This is a genomic window from Streptomyces sp. NPDC001985, assembly GCF_040296845.1.
Lineage (GTDB): Bacteria > Actinomycetota > Actinomycetes > Streptomycetales > Streptomycetaceae > Streptomyces.
Genome location: NZ_JBEOYB010000005.1, coordinates 19,530 through 33,177, shown reverse-complemented (window position 1 = coordinate 33,177; position 13,648 = coordinate 19,530). Strand labels below are relative to the sequence as shown.

At 73.9% G+C, this 13,648-nt stretch carries 13 protein-coding genes and 1 riboswitch; of the genes, 7 read left to right on the top strand and 6 right to left on the bottom strand.

The features are described from left to right. Window positions 1-43: 43 nt before the first annotated feature. Both ABT122_RS03295 and ABT122_RS03290 read left to right on the top strand, forming a co-directional pair. Entirely contained in the window at window positions 44-661 is a 618-nt protein-coding gene (locus ABT122_RS03295; protein ID WP_351544532.1) for a TetR/AcrR family transcriptional regulator, read from the top strand. A 510-nt stretch (window positions 662-1,171) separates the two neighbouring features. Next, window positions 1,172-2,671: a phytoene desaturase family protein gene (locus ABT122_RS03290; protein ID WP_351544529.1), complete on the top strand. Its 1,500-nt coding sequence runs from the start codon at window positions 1,172-1,174 to the stop codon at window positions 2,669-2,671. 524 nt (window positions 2,672-3,195) lie between these two features. On the opposite strand, the gene ABT122_RS03285 is transcribed toward ABT122_RS03290, so the two are convergent. The 6 genes from ABT122_RS03285 to ABT122_RS03260 all read right to left on the bottom strand — a co-directional run bounded on the left by ABT122_RS03285 (window position 3,196) and on the right by ABT122_RS03260 (window position 8,049). Then, the gene (locus ABT122_RS03285; protein ID WP_351544527.1) at window positions 3,196-4,020 is read right to left on the bottom strand and encodes a hypothetical protein; all 825 of its coding nucleotides are present in this window, start codon (window positions 4,018-4,020) and stop codon (window positions 3,196-3,198) included. A gap of 51 nt (window positions 4,021-4,071) precedes the next feature. Continuing rightward, window positions 4,072-4,989: a methylenetetrahydrofolate reductase [NAD(P)H] gene (gene metF / locus ABT122_RS03280; RefSeq protein WP_351544525.1), complete on the bottom strand. Its 918-nt coding sequence runs from the start codon at window positions 4,987-4,989 to the stop codon at window positions 4,072-4,074. 140 nt (window positions 4,990-5,129) lie between these two features. After that, window positions 5,130-5,780, bottom strand: coding sequence for a thiamine phosphate synthase (gene thiE / locus ABT122_RS03275; RefSeq protein ID WP_351544522.1), 651 nt, complete (start codon window positions 5,778-5,780; stop codon window positions 5,130-5,132). Window positions 5,781-5,936: 156 nt separating this feature from the next. After that, complete coding sequence (locus ABT122_RS03270; protein WP_351544519.1) at window positions 5,937-6,302, bottom strand: Rv2175c family DNA-binding protein; 366 nt, start codon at window positions 6,300-6,302, stop codon at window positions 5,937-5,939. Between the two features lie 120 nt (window positions 6,303-6,422). Continuing rightward, window positions 6,423-7,598, bottom strand: a complete 1,176-nt coding sequence (locus ABT122_RS03265; protein ID WP_502976091.1) for an NAD(P)/FAD-dependent oxidoreductase — start codon at window positions 7,596-7,598, stop codon at window positions 6,423-6,425. Between the two features lie 112 nt (window positions 7,599-7,710). Continuing rightward, window positions 7,711-8,049 carry an avidin-fold protein gene (locus ABT122_RS03260; RefSeq protein ID WP_351544515.1) on the bottom strand — a complete coding sequence of 113 codons (339 nt, stop codon included), beginning with the start codon at window positions 8,047-8,049 and terminating at the stop codon, window positions 7,711-7,713. Window positions 8,050-8,132: 83 nt separating this feature from the next. Next, window positions 8,133-8,246: riboswitch (TPP riboswitch) on the top strand. On the opposite strand from ABT122_RS03260, the gene thiO reads away from it, so the two are divergent. The 5 genes from thiO (at window position 8,243) to ABT122_RS03235 (ending at window position 13,602) form a co-directional block, all read left to right on the top strand. Beyond that, complete coding sequence (gene thiO, locus ABT122_RS03255; protein WP_351544512.1) at window positions 8,243-9,436, top strand: glycine oxidase ThiO; 1,194 nt, start codon at window positions 8,243-8,245, stop codon at window positions 9,434-9,436. (Overlaps the previous riboswitch by 4 nt.) Beyond that, window positions 9,433-9,648 carry a sulfur carrier protein ThiS gene (gene thiS / locus ABT122_RS03250; protein ID WP_351544509.1) on the top strand — a complete coding sequence of 72 codons (216 nt, stop codon included), beginning with the start codon at window positions 9,433-9,435 and terminating at the stop codon, window positions 9,646-9,648. The genes thiO and thiS overlap by 4 nt, the downstream gene beginning before the upstream one ends. 6 nt (window positions 9,649-9,654) lie before the next feature. Beyond that, entirely contained in the window at window positions 9,655-10,449 is a 795-nt protein-coding gene (locus ABT122_RS03245) for a thiazole synthase (RefSeq protein ID WP_351544506.1), read from the top strand. Window positions 10,450-10,697: 248 nt separating this feature from the next. Then, window positions 10,698-12,635 carry a Stk1 family PASTA domain-containing Ser/Thr kinase gene (pknB, locus tag ABT122_RS03240; protein ID WP_351544503.1) on the top strand — a complete coding sequence of 646 codons (1,938 nt, stop codon included), beginning with the start codon at window positions 10,698-10,700 and terminating at the stop codon, window positions 12,633-12,635. 112 nt (window positions 12,636-12,747) lie between these two features. Next, on the top strand, window positions 12,748-13,602 hold the full coding sequence (locus ABT122_RS03235; RefSeq protein WP_351544500.1) for a deoxyribonuclease IV: 855 nt from the start codon (window positions 12,748-12,750) through the stop codon (window positions 13,600-13,602). Window positions 13,603-13,648: the final 46 nt, after the last annotated feature.

Here is a 13,648-nt window from a genome sequence, read left to right as displayed (position 1 = left end):
GAACAAGCCCGGGAAAACCCCGAGACCTGTGAGAATCGGCGGCATGGACGCGAGGGACAGCAGCAGCACCAGACGCCGGGCGACCCGGGCCAAGCTCTACGAGGCCGCGGTGACCCTGATCGCCGAGCAGGGTTTCTCGGCGACCACGGTGGACGAGATCGCCGAGCGGGCCGGGGTCGCCAAGGGCACGGTCTACTACAACTTCAAGAGCAAGACGGAGCTGTTCGAGGAGTTGCTGCGGTTCGGGGTCGGCCTGCTGACCGCGTCGCTCCAGTCCGCCGCGGACGAGACCGCGGAGCGCGGGGGCACCAAGGTCGAGGCGCTGGACGGGATGATCCGGGCGGGTCTGGTCTTCATCGACCGCTATCCGGCCTTCACCCAGCTCTACGTCGCCGAGCTGTGGCGCACCAACCGGGCGTGGCAGTCCACGCTGCTGGTGGTGCGTCAGCAGGCGGTGGCGGTGGTCGAGACGGTGCTGCGGGAGGCCGTGGAGAACGGCGAGCTGAGCGAGGAGATCGATATTCCGCTCAGCGCGGCGGCCCTGGTGGGGATGGTGCTGGTGGCGGCGCTGGACTGGCAGTCGTTCCAGCCGGAGCGGTCCCTGGACGATGTGCACGCGGCGCTGTCGCGGCTGCTGCACGGGCGGGTCAGCGGGCGCTGACCCGCGCGGACGGCGATGGGCCGGCCCGGCGGGACTCCCCCGAGTCCCGCCGGGCCGGCGCATCGCGGCCCCCGTTGTTCCCCCCGTTCCCCCGTTCCTCCGATCCCCCGATTCCCCCGTTGTTCCCCCTGTCCCCCGTTTCCGGCGCCCCGTTCCCCCCGTGGCGCCGGAACGCTTCCGCGAGGGAAGCTCTCCGTCGGGGGCGCCGCGCCGTTCCGCCGCCCCGTGTCGTCGGTGCCGGCGCCGCGTCCCCCTCCGTGGGCTCCACTCTTCCGTCCGCGCAGGTGGCGGCCCATCCGCGCGCGTACTCATATCGGCGGCTAGGTAGTCGTACTCAGCCGTGGGGGCGCGGGCCCAGCCGTGGGAGGTCCGGTCTGGTGACGATCGCGTCCGCGTCCGTACTCCCCCCGTGCGGGGCTGCGGTCGCCGGCGCGGTCCCCGCCCGGGTGGGCGGGCGCGGGCCGAGGGCGTGCGGCGGCAGTGTCAGTGGGGGTCGATAGAGTTTTCGGCATGGCACGGATTGCGGTGATCGGCGCCGGGATGGGCGCGATGGCGGCGGCCGCCCGGCTGGCCGTGGCAGGCCACCGGGTGACGGTGTACGAGCGCTCGGCGGCCCCCGGCGGGTCGGTGGGCTCCTTCGAGCGCGAGGGGTTCGTCTTCGACACCGGGCCCGGTCTGCTCCATCTGCCCGCGGTCTGGCGGGATCTCTTCGTGAAGACGGGCCGGGAGCCGCTGGAGCGGTGCGTCGGCCTGGTCCAGGTCGATCCGGCCGGCCGCCATCTGTTCGCCGACGGCACCGAGGCCGTGCTGCCCGACGCGTCGCGCGCGGGGATCGTCTCCGCGCTGGAGTCGGCGCTCGGCGCGGGGGCGGGCGAGCGGTGGGGGGACTTCCTGGGCCGGGCCCGGGATGCCTGGGACCGCTCCCGGCGGCCCCTGCTGGAGGAGCCGCTGTGGCGGGACTGGCGGGTGCTGGAGCGCGATCCCTATCCGGCGCTCCGGCAGCGCCGGCTGCTGCGCACCCGGCAGGCGGCCACCGTGGCCGAGACCGGGGCGTGGGAGCTGGCCGACCGCCGGCTGGCCGCGCTCCTCGAGGGCTGTGTCCTGGGGTACGGCCTGGACCCCCGGCACGCGCCGGCGGGGGCGGCCCTGCTGCCGTATCTGGAGCAGACCTTCGGCACCTGGTACGTCGAGGGCGGGCTGCACCGGCTGGCGCGGGCGGTGCACGGGAGATGCCTCGCCCGGAAGGTTGAGTTCCGCTTCGAGTGCGAGGTGACCTCGGTGGTGGTGCGGGACGGCCGGGCCGCGGGAGTCGTGCTGGCGGACGGCTCGGCCGTGGAGGCCGACCAGGTGGTGGCGGGCGCGGGGGCCGCCGCGCTGACCGGGTGTCCGCTGTGGGGGGAGGATGACATCCGGCCGCGCGAGGGCGGCGGCAAGGAGCCGCTGCCCGGCAGGTTCACCGTGCTGCTGGCGCTGCGCGGGGGGCGGCCGGCGGCCGTTGCGCACCGCAGTGTGGTGCACGCCCCGGACACCGGGGAGGAGGCCGCGGCCGTCTTCGGCGGGCGGCTCGCCGAGCGGCCCACCGTCACCGTGCTGCGTCCGGACGATCCGGCGACCCGCCCGGACGGCGGCCATGAGGCGGTCACCGTGTCGGCGACGGTCGCGGGCCACGGGGGCCCGGTCGACTGGACGGACAAGGCGCTGCGCGAGCGGTACGCGGAGGTCCTGGTCGAGGCGGCCGCCCGGGCCATGGGTGAGAGCGGGGGCGGACTGCGGGAGCGGATGCTGTGGCGGGAGATCCTGACCCCCGCCGAGACGGGAGGGATGGCGGCGCCCTCGCTGGCCGGGCCCGGGGGGCGCCATCTCCACCCGGCGAACAGCACCCGGCTCCCGGGGCTCCATCTGGTGGGGGGGTATGCGCATCCGGGCGGGGGGTTGGCTCATGCGGGGATGTCCGGGGCGCTGGTGGCGGGGCTGATCGTCGAGGGGCCGGATTTCCGCGGCTCCCAGTGAGAGCGCTCCGCGCCGGACGAACCCGTCACCCCGAGCCCGCCCGGCGCTTGAGGACGCACCCGCACCACGGGAGCCCGAGCATGCGCATCTCCAGCCCGTCCGGCGCTTGAGGACGGACCCCGCACCACAGGACACCCGCACCGTGCACACACCAGCCCGTCCGGCGCTTGAGGACGCACCCGCACCGTGCGGGCCCGAGTCGGGGGCCAGCCCCCGAACCCCCGCGCCTCAAACGCCGGCGGGGCTGGGGGTGGCTCAGGTTCCTGGCGGGGCTGGGGGTGTTCGGGTTCCCGATGGGGCTGGGATTCGCTCCGATTTCCGGCGGGCCTTCGGAGGGGCTCGGTACGGCAGCCTGTCCGGGCGCTCGTGGAAAGGCCCACACCCAGGGCATCCCGGTTCCCGGGCTCCCGCGCCGGGCGAACCCGTCACCCCCAGCCCGTCCGGCGCTTGAGGACGGACCCCGCGCCACAGGGGCCGGGAGTGGCCGGGGTGCGGCCGGGTCAGGGAGGTCAGCCCCCTGCGAGTCAGTAGCGGTACTGCTGCTCGTTGTTGTACTCGGGGTCGTAGCCGTACGGCTGCTGCGGGTCCGGCTGCTCCCGGGGCGGCTCCGTGTCCCGTTGCTGCGGGACCCACACACCACCGGGAGGCGTATCCGTGTACGACTGCTGCGCGTAGTACGGATCGGCGTCGTACGACTGCGGGTTGCCGAAGCTGTCGTAGCTCTCCGCCGGGCTGTACTGCTGGCCGCCCACATAGGGATCGGAGTACGCGGGGTACTGCTGGGGGTCCGTGCCGAAGTCGTCCCGGGCGGGCGGCTGTCCGGCGTCGTAGTACGGGTCGTACTGGCCGTAGCCCTCGCCGGACGGGCCGCCCGGGGCGGGCTGGGGGCCGTCGAAGGGGGCGCCGGTGTAGACGCCGTACCCGTTGGTGTCGTCGGGCATCGGCTGTGGCGCGTAGACCGGCTCGGGGTCCAGATCCAGCGGGGCCGCCGTCGCGTAGGGCGGTACGGCGGTCTCCTCAAGTCCCGAGACCTCGATGACCGGTTCGCGCGAGGCGTCCTTCTCCCCTGCCTTGCGGCGGCGGCTCGCCCCGGGCCGCCCGCCGATCGCCCAGCCGGTGGAGAAGCCCCGGCGGAAGGAGAGCGTCACATAGGTCTGCCCCACGGCGAAGGTGATCGTGCCGAGCGCGATCACCACCACGGAGGAGAGCAGCACCCCCAGCACCACCCCCAGGAACCCGACGAAGGCGAGGAGACGCCACCTCAGCCGCGCCTTGTACTGCAGCAGCACCTCACCGAGCAGCCACAGCGCGACCACGCCGAACGCGATGTAGAGGACCGTCCAGCCCATGCCCGCCCCTCTCCCTCGGCCCCCGCCCCGGCTCGGGGCGGGTAGGGCCGATCAGGACTGTCTGTGCAGTCCGAGATTCTCGTATATCTCAAGTGTCGCCGTGGAGTTGTTGAGCGTGATGAAGTGCAGCCCGGGAACACCCTCGGAGAGCAGCTCCGCACAGAACTCGGTTGCGAACTCTATTCCCATGGAGCGTACAGCCGCGGGGTCGTCCTTGACGCTGAGGATGCCCTCTTTCAGCTTCGCCGGGATCACGGCATTGCTGAGCTGCCCGAACCGTTCGAGCTGCCGGACGCTGGTGACCGGCATGATCTCGGGGATGATCGGGGTGTCGCAGCCCGCGGCCCCGACCCGGTCGCGCAGCCGCAGATAGTCCTCGGGGCGGAAGAACATCTGGGTGATCGCGTAGTCGGCACCGGCGCGGCACTTGTCGACGAAGTGCCGGATGTCCGTCTCCCAGTCCTGGGAGCGGGGGTGCATCTCGGGGAAGGCCGCGACGCCCACGCAGAAGTCGCCGGACTCCTTGATGAGCCGGACCAGTTCGGCCGCGTACCGCACGCCCTGGGGATGCTCGACCCACTCCCCCATCGGGTCGCCGGGCGGGTCGCCCCGGACGGCGAGGATGTTGCGGATTCCGGCGGAGGCGTACTGGCCGATCATATTGCGCAGCTCGGCGATGGAGTGGTTCACCGCGGTGAGGTGGGCCACCGGGGTGAGCGTGGTGTCGGCGGCGATCTGCTCGGTGGCCTTGACCGTGCCGGCCCGGGTGGAACCCCCCGCGCCGTAGGTCACGGAGACAAAGCTGGGGGCCACCGCCTCGATCCTGCGCAGGGCGTTCCAGAGGTTGCGCTCGCCCTTCTCGGTCTTGGGCGCCCAGAACTCGAAGGAGTAGGACGCCTTGCCTGTCGCGAGCAACTCGCGCACGGTCCGTGCGCGGTCCGTCCTGGTCGAATATGTTCCGAAGGCCATACCCGCAGGTTATCGGGGGTAAGGGGGTCACCCAACAGGAGTCCAGCAATCGGACACGCGCCGCGCGCATTCGGCTTGATCACTCCGCCCGCCGGAAAGCGGTTTCCCACCGGGCGCGGCCAGGGCTCGACAGCCTTCGACTATGAGCTGTATGCCCGAATCCTCCTGCTGAGATCCGCGGTCGCCGCGGCGGGGTCGGACGCCTCCGTAATCGCCCGGACCACGACGATCCGGCGGGCGCCCGCCTCCAGCACCTCGTCGAGATTGGTCGCGTCGATCCCGCCGATGGCGAACCAGGGACGGTCGGTGGCGAGGGCCGCGGTGGAGCGGACCAGGTCGAGCCCGGGGGCGTGCCGCCCCGGCTTGGTCGGGGTGGGCCAGCAGGGCCCGGTGCAGAAGTAGTCCACGCCCGGCTCGGCGGCGGCGGCCGCCGCCTCGGCCGGGGAGTGGGTGGAGCGGCCGATGAGAACGGACTCGCCGAGGACCGCCCGGGCGGCCGGGACCGGGAGATCACCCTGGCCCAGATGGAGCACATCGGAGCCGGCCGCGTGGGCGACGTCCGCCCGGTCGTTCACCGCGAGCAGCTTGCCGTGGCGCCGGCAGGCGTCGGCGAAGACGCTCAGCCGGTCCAGTTCCTCGGCGGCCTCCATGCCCTTGTCGCGGAGCTGCACGATGTCGACCCCGGCGGCGAGGACCGCGTCGAGGAACTCGGGGAGGTCGCCCTGCCGGGTGCGGGCATCGGTGCAGAGGTAGAGCCGGGCGTCGGTGAGCGGCGCTCGGGTGCTGGGCATGGCGGTTCCCCCCGGGTGGGTCGGCGGGGCACGGGCGGGCGCGCGCCGCATGGCGCGGCGGCCCCGCACGCACCCCGCTCTGGTGTCATCGCTCCACGTGGCCGTGGTGCGGTCGTCGGAGCGCCCGCCGGGGACGGCCGGACGCGGGCGCCGGGCTCAGACGGCCAGCGCCTGGGCGCGGCGCTTCACTTCCGTGCCGCGGTTCTCGCTGAGGGCCTGCGCGGGGGTACCGGGCAGGCTGGGGTCGGGAGTGAAGAGCCACTCCAGCATTTCTCCGTCGGTGAAGCCGTCGTCCTTCAGGAGCGTCAGGGTGCCGGAGAGGCCCTTGACGACCTTGTCGCCGTCGATGAAGGCGGCGGGAACCTGAAGCGCCCGGTTCTCACCCCGGCGCACGGCGATCAGCTGGCCCTCCTTGACCAGCTGGCGCACACGCGTCACCTCGACATCGAGGAGTTCCGCGATGTCGGGGAGGGTGAGCCAGGCAGGGACGAGAGCATCGATCTTTGCGTCAATCTCGGTCACGGGACAAGCCTGCCATCTGGGACTGACAGCCGGTAGCCAGCCCCCGGGCCATCCGCTGAAGGCGAACCACCTTTTTAACATTATGGCTGGTCAGAGCGGTGCGTCTCGGTCATGACCGGATCAGACGGACGCGCCCTTCAGGGGTACGGAGGGGTCGGTGGCCCGCTCCCGGTCCAGCCGGGCGCCCGACAGGAGGAGCTTGCGGCCCTGGGCGAGGTCCCGTGGGCGGTCCACGGCGAGCAGTGCGGTGAGGGCGCCGTCGCGCAGCCAGAGCACCGTCCAGCCGGTGTCGTCGGGGCCGCCCCGCCACCACGTGGTGTCGGCGCCGGTGTGGTCGCCCGCGTACTGGACGAAGCGGCCGAACTGCTCGGACCAGAAGTAGGGCACCGGGTCGTAGCGGAGCGGCGGCTCCCCCCGCCCGGCGGCCAGCACGTTCGCGGCGACGGTCCGCGGGCCCTGGAGGGCGTTGTCCCAGTGGTGGACGAGCAGCCGCCGGCCGTAGCGGGCGGAGGGGAAGGAGGCGCAGTCCCCGACGGCGTACACATCGGGGCGGGAGGTGCGCAGATGGCTGTCGGCGGTGATCGCGCCGTCGGGGCCGGTCTCGATCCCGGAACCGGCGAGCCAGCCGGTGGCGGGCCTGGCGCCGATGCCGACGACCACCGCGCCCGCCGGGAGCCTCCGCCCGTCCGCGAGGACGACGGTGCCCGGCTCGATCCCCGCCACCCGGGCGCCGGTGATCAGCGTGACCCCGTGCTCCGCGTACCAGCCGGCCATCGGGGCGGCGACCTCGGCGGGCAGAGCGCCCGCGAGAGGCCGCCCGGCGGCCTCCACCACGGTGACCGCGCACCCCGCGCCCCGGGCGGCGGTGGCGAACTCCGCCCCGATCCAGCCCGCGCCGACGACCACGATGTCGTGCCGGGCGGTGAGGACGGGCCGCAGCCGGGCGGCGTCGTCCAGGGTGCGCAGCAGATGGACCCCGGGGACCGCGTCGGTGCCCGGCAGGGTGAGGGGCTCGGCGCCGGTGGCGATGACCAGGGTGTCGTACGGGACGGCTCCGGCCTCGGTGTCCAGCTCGTGCGCCCCGGGCCGTACGCCGGTGACGGCGCAGCCGAGCCGCAGCTCGATGCCGAGCGTCTCGAAGTCCACATCGAACGCCGAGCCCTCGGCCGTGCCGAGCAGGACCGCCTTGGAGAGCGGCGGTCTGTCGTAGGGCTGGTGGGGTTCGGCTCCGATCAGGGTGACCGGTCCGGTGAATCCCTGATCGCGCAGGGCGACGGCGGTCTGCACCCCGGCCATGCCCGCGCCGGCCACGACCACGCGCCCCGCCCGCCGCTCACCGCTCCGCTCGCTCACGCGCCAACCTTACGCAGCCGGTGATCCCCGCGAACAGGAGGCGTCCGCCCCGCCGTCACCGCACCTGCTCCACCACGCTCGTCCCGCTGCCCGCCCGGGACTCCCACTCCCAGGTCTCCGTCATCCGCAGCCTGCCGTCGGCGAGCGGGGAGACGGTCGAGACGCAGTGCCCCGACGAGGTGGCGCCGTCGGCCGTGAGCTGTACGTAGCGGAAGTCGACGCGGTCGCCCTCCCGGGTGCCCACCAGCCGGCCCAGGACCACATCGCCGCCCTCGTACTCGGCCCAGATCCGGCCGTCCCGCTCGTGGTAGAGAAAGCGGGTGCCGGTGCCCACCTGTCCGGGGGCCTGATCCGCGACCGGCGCGAAGACCAGTCCGTCGAGCGACCTCGTCACTGCCGTGCTCCCTCTGCCTCGGTGTCCGGCCGGTGCCCACGCGCCTTACTGCGCGTTGGGCGCTGGGGTTAGGGTGGCCACCGTAAAGCACTCGCGGGAGCCCGGACGCACCGGGCTGAGAGGGAGGCTGGACGGCCTCCGACCGTACGAACCTGATCCGGGTCATGCCGGCGAAGGGAGGAGCCGACCGTCCATGCCACAGATCCCTGTCACACGGACCGCGACGGACCGACCACCGGTGCCGGACGTCCTGGTCATCGGGGGCGGAATCATCGGCCTCGCCACGGCCTGGCGGGCCGCCCAGCGGGGGCTGAGCGTCACCGTCGCGGACCCGCGCCCCGGCCGGGGGGCCGCCAGGGTCGCCGCCGGGATGCTCGCCGCCGTCACCGAACTCCACTACGGCGAACAGACCCTGCTCGGCCTCAACCTCGAATCCGCCCGCCGCTACCCCGGTTTCGCCGCCGAGCTGGAGGAGGCGTCCGGACGGGACATCGGCTATCGCGCCTGCGGCACCCTCGCCGTGGCCCTCGACGCCGACGACCGGGCGCATCTGCGCGAGCTGCACGCCCTGCACCTGCGGTCGGGGCTGGAGTCCCAGTGGCTGAGCGGCCGTGAGTGCCGCCGGCTCGAACCGATGCTGGCCCCCGGTGTGCGCGGCGGGCTGCGGGTGGACGGCGACCACCAGGTCGATCCCCGGCGGCTCGCCGGCGCCCTGGTGACGGCCTGTGAGCGCGCGGGGGTGGCCTTCCACCTCGGCTGGGCCGAGCGGCTCTCGGTGGCGGGCGGGCGGGCCACCGGAGCCGTGCTCGACAACGGGACCGCCGTGGACGCCGGGCAGGTGGTGCTCGCCGGGGGCAGTCTGAGCGGCCGTCTCGGCGGGGTCCCGGAGGATGTGCTTCCTCCGGTCCGCCCGGTGAAGGGCCAGGTGCTGCGGCTGACCGTGCCACCGTCCCATGCCCCCTTCCTGTCCCGGACCGTCCGGGCCGTGGTGCGGGGCAGCCAGGTCTATCTGGTGCCGCGCGAGAGCGGTGAGCTGGTCATCGGCGCCACCAGCGAGGAGCTGGGGTGGGACACCACCGTCACCGCCGGCGGGGTGTACGAACTGCTGCGGGACGCCCATGAGCTGGTCCCGGGCATCACCGAACTCCCGCTGACCGAGACCCGCGCCGGGCTGCGCCCCTGCTCGCCCGACAACGCGCCCCTGCTCGGCCCGACGGCCCTGCCGGGCCTGCTGCTGGCCACCGGCCACCACCGCAACGGCGTGCTGCTGGCGCCGGTCACCGGCGATGTGCTGGCGACCGCGCTGAGCACCGGCGTACTGCCGGAGGAAGCCCGCCCCTTCACTCCCCGCCGCTTCTCCCCTCTCTCCCAGGAGCAGCCCGTATGAGTACTGTGCCCGTCGCCGTCTCCGTCAACGGCGAACGGCGTGAACTCGCCACCGGAACCACGCTGGACACCCTGATCGCGCAGCTCACCAGCGCCGGGGCCGGGGTGGCCGCCGCCGTCAACGAGACGGTGGTCCCGCGCAGCCGCTGGGCCCACACCCCGCTCGGCGACGGCGACCGGGTGGAAGTCCTCACCGCCGTCCAGGGAGGCTGAGGCGCGATGTCGGACGACCGGCTCACCCTCGGGCCCGCCACCTTCGGCTCCCGGCTGATCATGGGCACGGGCGGGGCGCCCAGCCTCCAGGTCCTGGAGCGCTCCCTCGTCGCCAGCGGCACCGAACTCACCACGGTCGCCATGCGCCGTCTCGACCCGACCGTCCAGGGTTCCGTCCTGTCCGTCCTGGAGAAGCTCGGTATCCAGGTGCTGCCCAACACGGCGGGCTGCTTCACGGCGGGGGAGGCGGTGCTCACCGCCCGGCTGGCCCGGGAGGCGCTGGGCACCTCGTGGATCAAGCTGGAGGTCGTCGCCGACGAGCGGACCCTGCTGCCCGACCCGATCGAGCTGCTCGACGCGGCCGAGATCCTGGTGGACGACGGCTTCACCGTCCTCCCGTACACCAATGACGATCCGGTCCTCGCCCGGAAGCTGGAGGATGTGGGCTGTGCGGCGATCATGCCGCTCGGCTCCCCCATCGGCTCCGGGCTCGGCATCCGCAACCCGCACAACTTCCGGCTGATCGTCGAGGGGGCGGGGGTGCCGGTGATCCTCGACGCGGGCGCGGGCACGGCGTCCGACGCGGCGTTCGCCATGGAGCTGGGGTGCGCGGCGGTGATGCTGGCGTCGGCCGTCACCCGGGCCCAGGAGCCGGAGCTGATGGCTCGGGCGATGCGGCACGCCGTCGAGGCCGGCCGGCTGGCGCACCGCGCGGGCCGGATTCCGCGCCGCCACTTCGCCGAGGCGTCGTCCCCGGTCGACGGCATGGCGGCGCTGGACCCGGAGCGCCCGGCCTTCTGAGCCCGGCCGCGCGCCCGGCTGTACGGGCCCGGCCGCGCGGACCCGCCTCCGCGCCCCGGCGATACGGACCCGGCCGCACGGGCCGGCCCGCGTCCCGGCCGCACGGGTTCCGGCCGCACGGGTTCCGGCCGCGCCCCGGGGCGGTACGGGTCCGGGGTGGGCGCCCGGGCTGTCACAGCTCGGCCCCAGTACCGCCCGCCGCACCCCGCCGGACCGGGGGTGTCGGTGGCGGCTCGTAGAATCGCGGGGTGGATACGACCCTCCAGGACCCTCTCGTCGGGCAGGTGCTCGACGGCCGCTACCGCGTCGACGCGCGCATCGCCGTCGGCGGTATGGCCACGGTCTACCGGGCCGTCGACACCCGGCTCGACCGCGAGCTGGCGCTCAAGGTGATGCATCCGGACCTCGCCGGGGATGCCGCGTTCGTGGAGCGCTTCATCCGTGAGGCCAGGTCGGTGGCGCGGCTCGCCCACCCCAATGTGGTGGGTGTCTTCGACCAGGGCGCCGAGGGCTCCTATGTCTATCTGGCCATGGAGTACATCGCCGGCTGCACCCTGCGCGACGTGCTGCGCGAGCGCGGCGCGCTGCGCCCCAGGGCCGCGCTGGACATCCTGGAGCCGGTGCTCGCCGCACTCGGCGCCGCGCACCGGGCGGGCTTCGTCCACCGGGACATCAAGCCGGAGAACGTCCTCATAGGGGACGACGGCCGGGTGAAGGTCGCCGACTTCGGCCTGGTGCGGGCCGTCGGCTCGGTCACCAGCACCACCGGCGCCGTGCTGGGCACGGTCTCCTATCTGGCGCCCGAGCAGATCGAGGACGGCGCCTCCGACACCCGCAGCGATGTGTACGCGTGCGGGGTGGTCCTGTACGAGATGCTGACGGGCGCCAAGCCGCACTCCGGGGACACCCCCGCCCAGGTGATCTACCGCCATCTGAACGAGGACGTGCCGGCGCCCTCCGCGTCCGCCCCCGGCCTGGCCCCGGAGCTGGACGCGCTGGTGGCCGGCGCGACCGCGCGGGACGCCGGGGCCCGCCCGTACGACGCCGTGGAGCTGCTGGCCCGCGCCCGCGAGGCCCGGGCGGCGCTCGGTGACGAACAGCTCGACCTGGTGCCGCCGGGCGCCCGCGAGCCGGACGACCCCCCGGCGCCCGCCACCGGCGAGGAGCGTACGGATGTCATCGCGCGGGCCCTCCCCCGGGAGGAGCCCGGGGTCAGCCGCACCGCCCGGCTCTCCCTGACACCGGCGGCACCGGCGCCGCCCGCGCGCCGAGGCGCCCGGTCCTGGCGGCTCACCCTGTCCCGGCGGGGTGTTCTCGCGATCGTGGCCGCGGTCCTGGTGGTGCTCGGCGGCGGAATCGGTGTCTGGTACATCAATTCCGGGCAGTTCACCCGGGTCCCCGCCCTGATCGGCAAGACCGAGAGCGACGCCCGCCGGGAGCTGGAGAGCGCCGGTCTCGATGTGCGGACGGTGCGGGAGGAGTTCAGCGAGACCTTCGACCGGGGCGCGGTCATCACCAGCGACCCGGCCACCAGCGAGCGCATCCGGGGCAACGGCTCGGTGACGCTGGTCGTCTCGCGCGGCCCGGAGGTGATCCGGGTGCCCTCGGTGAAGGGCGAGCCGCTCGCGGAGGCGGAGCGCCGGCTCAAGGAGGCCGGTCTCGCGCCCGGCGCGGTCTCCCGGGAGTTCAGCGAGACGGTGCCGCAGGGCTCGGTCGTCCGCACCGACCCGGAGGCGGGCGCCCGGCGCAGCCCGGACTCGGGAGTGGCCGTGGTGGTCAGCAAGGGCGCCCCGATCGAGGTGCCCGGGGTGACCGGCGATTCCGTGGCGGAGGCGACCGAGGAACTGGAGGGCGCCGGATTCACGGTGGAGATCGCCTCCGGGCGGGTCCACTCACCGAAGGACGAGGGCACCGTGGCCCGGCAGTCCGCGGCCCGGGGCGCCAGGCTGGCCGCCGGCGACACGGTCACCCTCACCGTCTCCAAGGGCCCGCGCATGGTCACCGTCCCCGAGGTGACCGGCGACAGCGAGGACGAGGCCAGGAGCGCGCTGGAGTCGGCGGGCTTCGAGGTCAGGGTGGAGAAGAGCTTCCCCTACCTCGGCGACACCGTCGAGAGCCAGTCACCGGGGGCCGGGGACCGGGCACCCGAGGGCAGTACGGTCACCGTCCGTCTCCAGGGGCTGTGAGCGCCGCCGCTCGCTCCCTCCGCCCCGGGACACCCCCGGACATCAGCGTTCCGGCGCCTCCCGTTCCTCCGGGGGCGCCCCCGCACACCAGCGAAGGACTGACGAGACAGCTATGCGCAATCCGGTCGGCGGACATGTGCCCGTGGCGGGCGGCCTCGCCACCACGGGCCTCGGTTACGCCCGTGAGCTGGCGGCGGAGACCCTCCAGGTCTTCGTGGCCAATCCCCGCGGCTGGGCGACGCCTCCGGGCAACCCGGCCCAGGACGAGGCGTTCCGCACCGGATGCGCCGAGGCGGGGCTGTCCGTGTATGTCCACGCCCCCTATCTGATCAACTTCGGCTCGCACACCGAGGCGACCGCCGAGCGGTCCGTGGAGTCCCTGCGCCACTCGCTGCGCCGGGGCCGGGAGATCGGTGCGCGGGGTGTGGTCGTCCACACCGGTTCGGCGACCGGGGGCCGCTCCCGGGAGGTGGCGCTCGCCCAGGCGCGCGAGCTGATGCTGCCGCTGCTGGACGAGCTGACCCATGACGACGATCCCCGGCTGCTGCTGGAGTCCACGGCCGGGCAGGGCGCTTCGCTCTGCTCGCGGGCGGAGGACTTCGGGCCGTACTTCGAGGCGCTCGACGCCCACCCCGCGCTGGGCATCTGTCTGGACACCTGCCACATCCACGCCGCCGGGCACGACCTCGCGGCTCCGCGCGGCGTGACCGAGACCCTCGATCTGCTGGTGCGGACCGTCGGCGAGGGGCGGCTGAAACTGATCCACGCCAATGACTCCAAGGAGCCGGCCGGTGCGCACAAGGACCGGCACGCCAGTATCGGCGCGGGCCATATCGGCGCCGAGCCCTTCCGGGAGCTGCTGCGCCATCCGGCCACCGAGGGGGTGCCGCTGATCATCGAGACGCCCGGCGGCAAGGAGGGCCACACGGCGGATGTGGCCCTGCTCAAGACGCTCCGGGAGCGGTGAACCTGGCGAGGTACCCTAGGGGGGTATAGAGTCTCCCTGTCGGCGC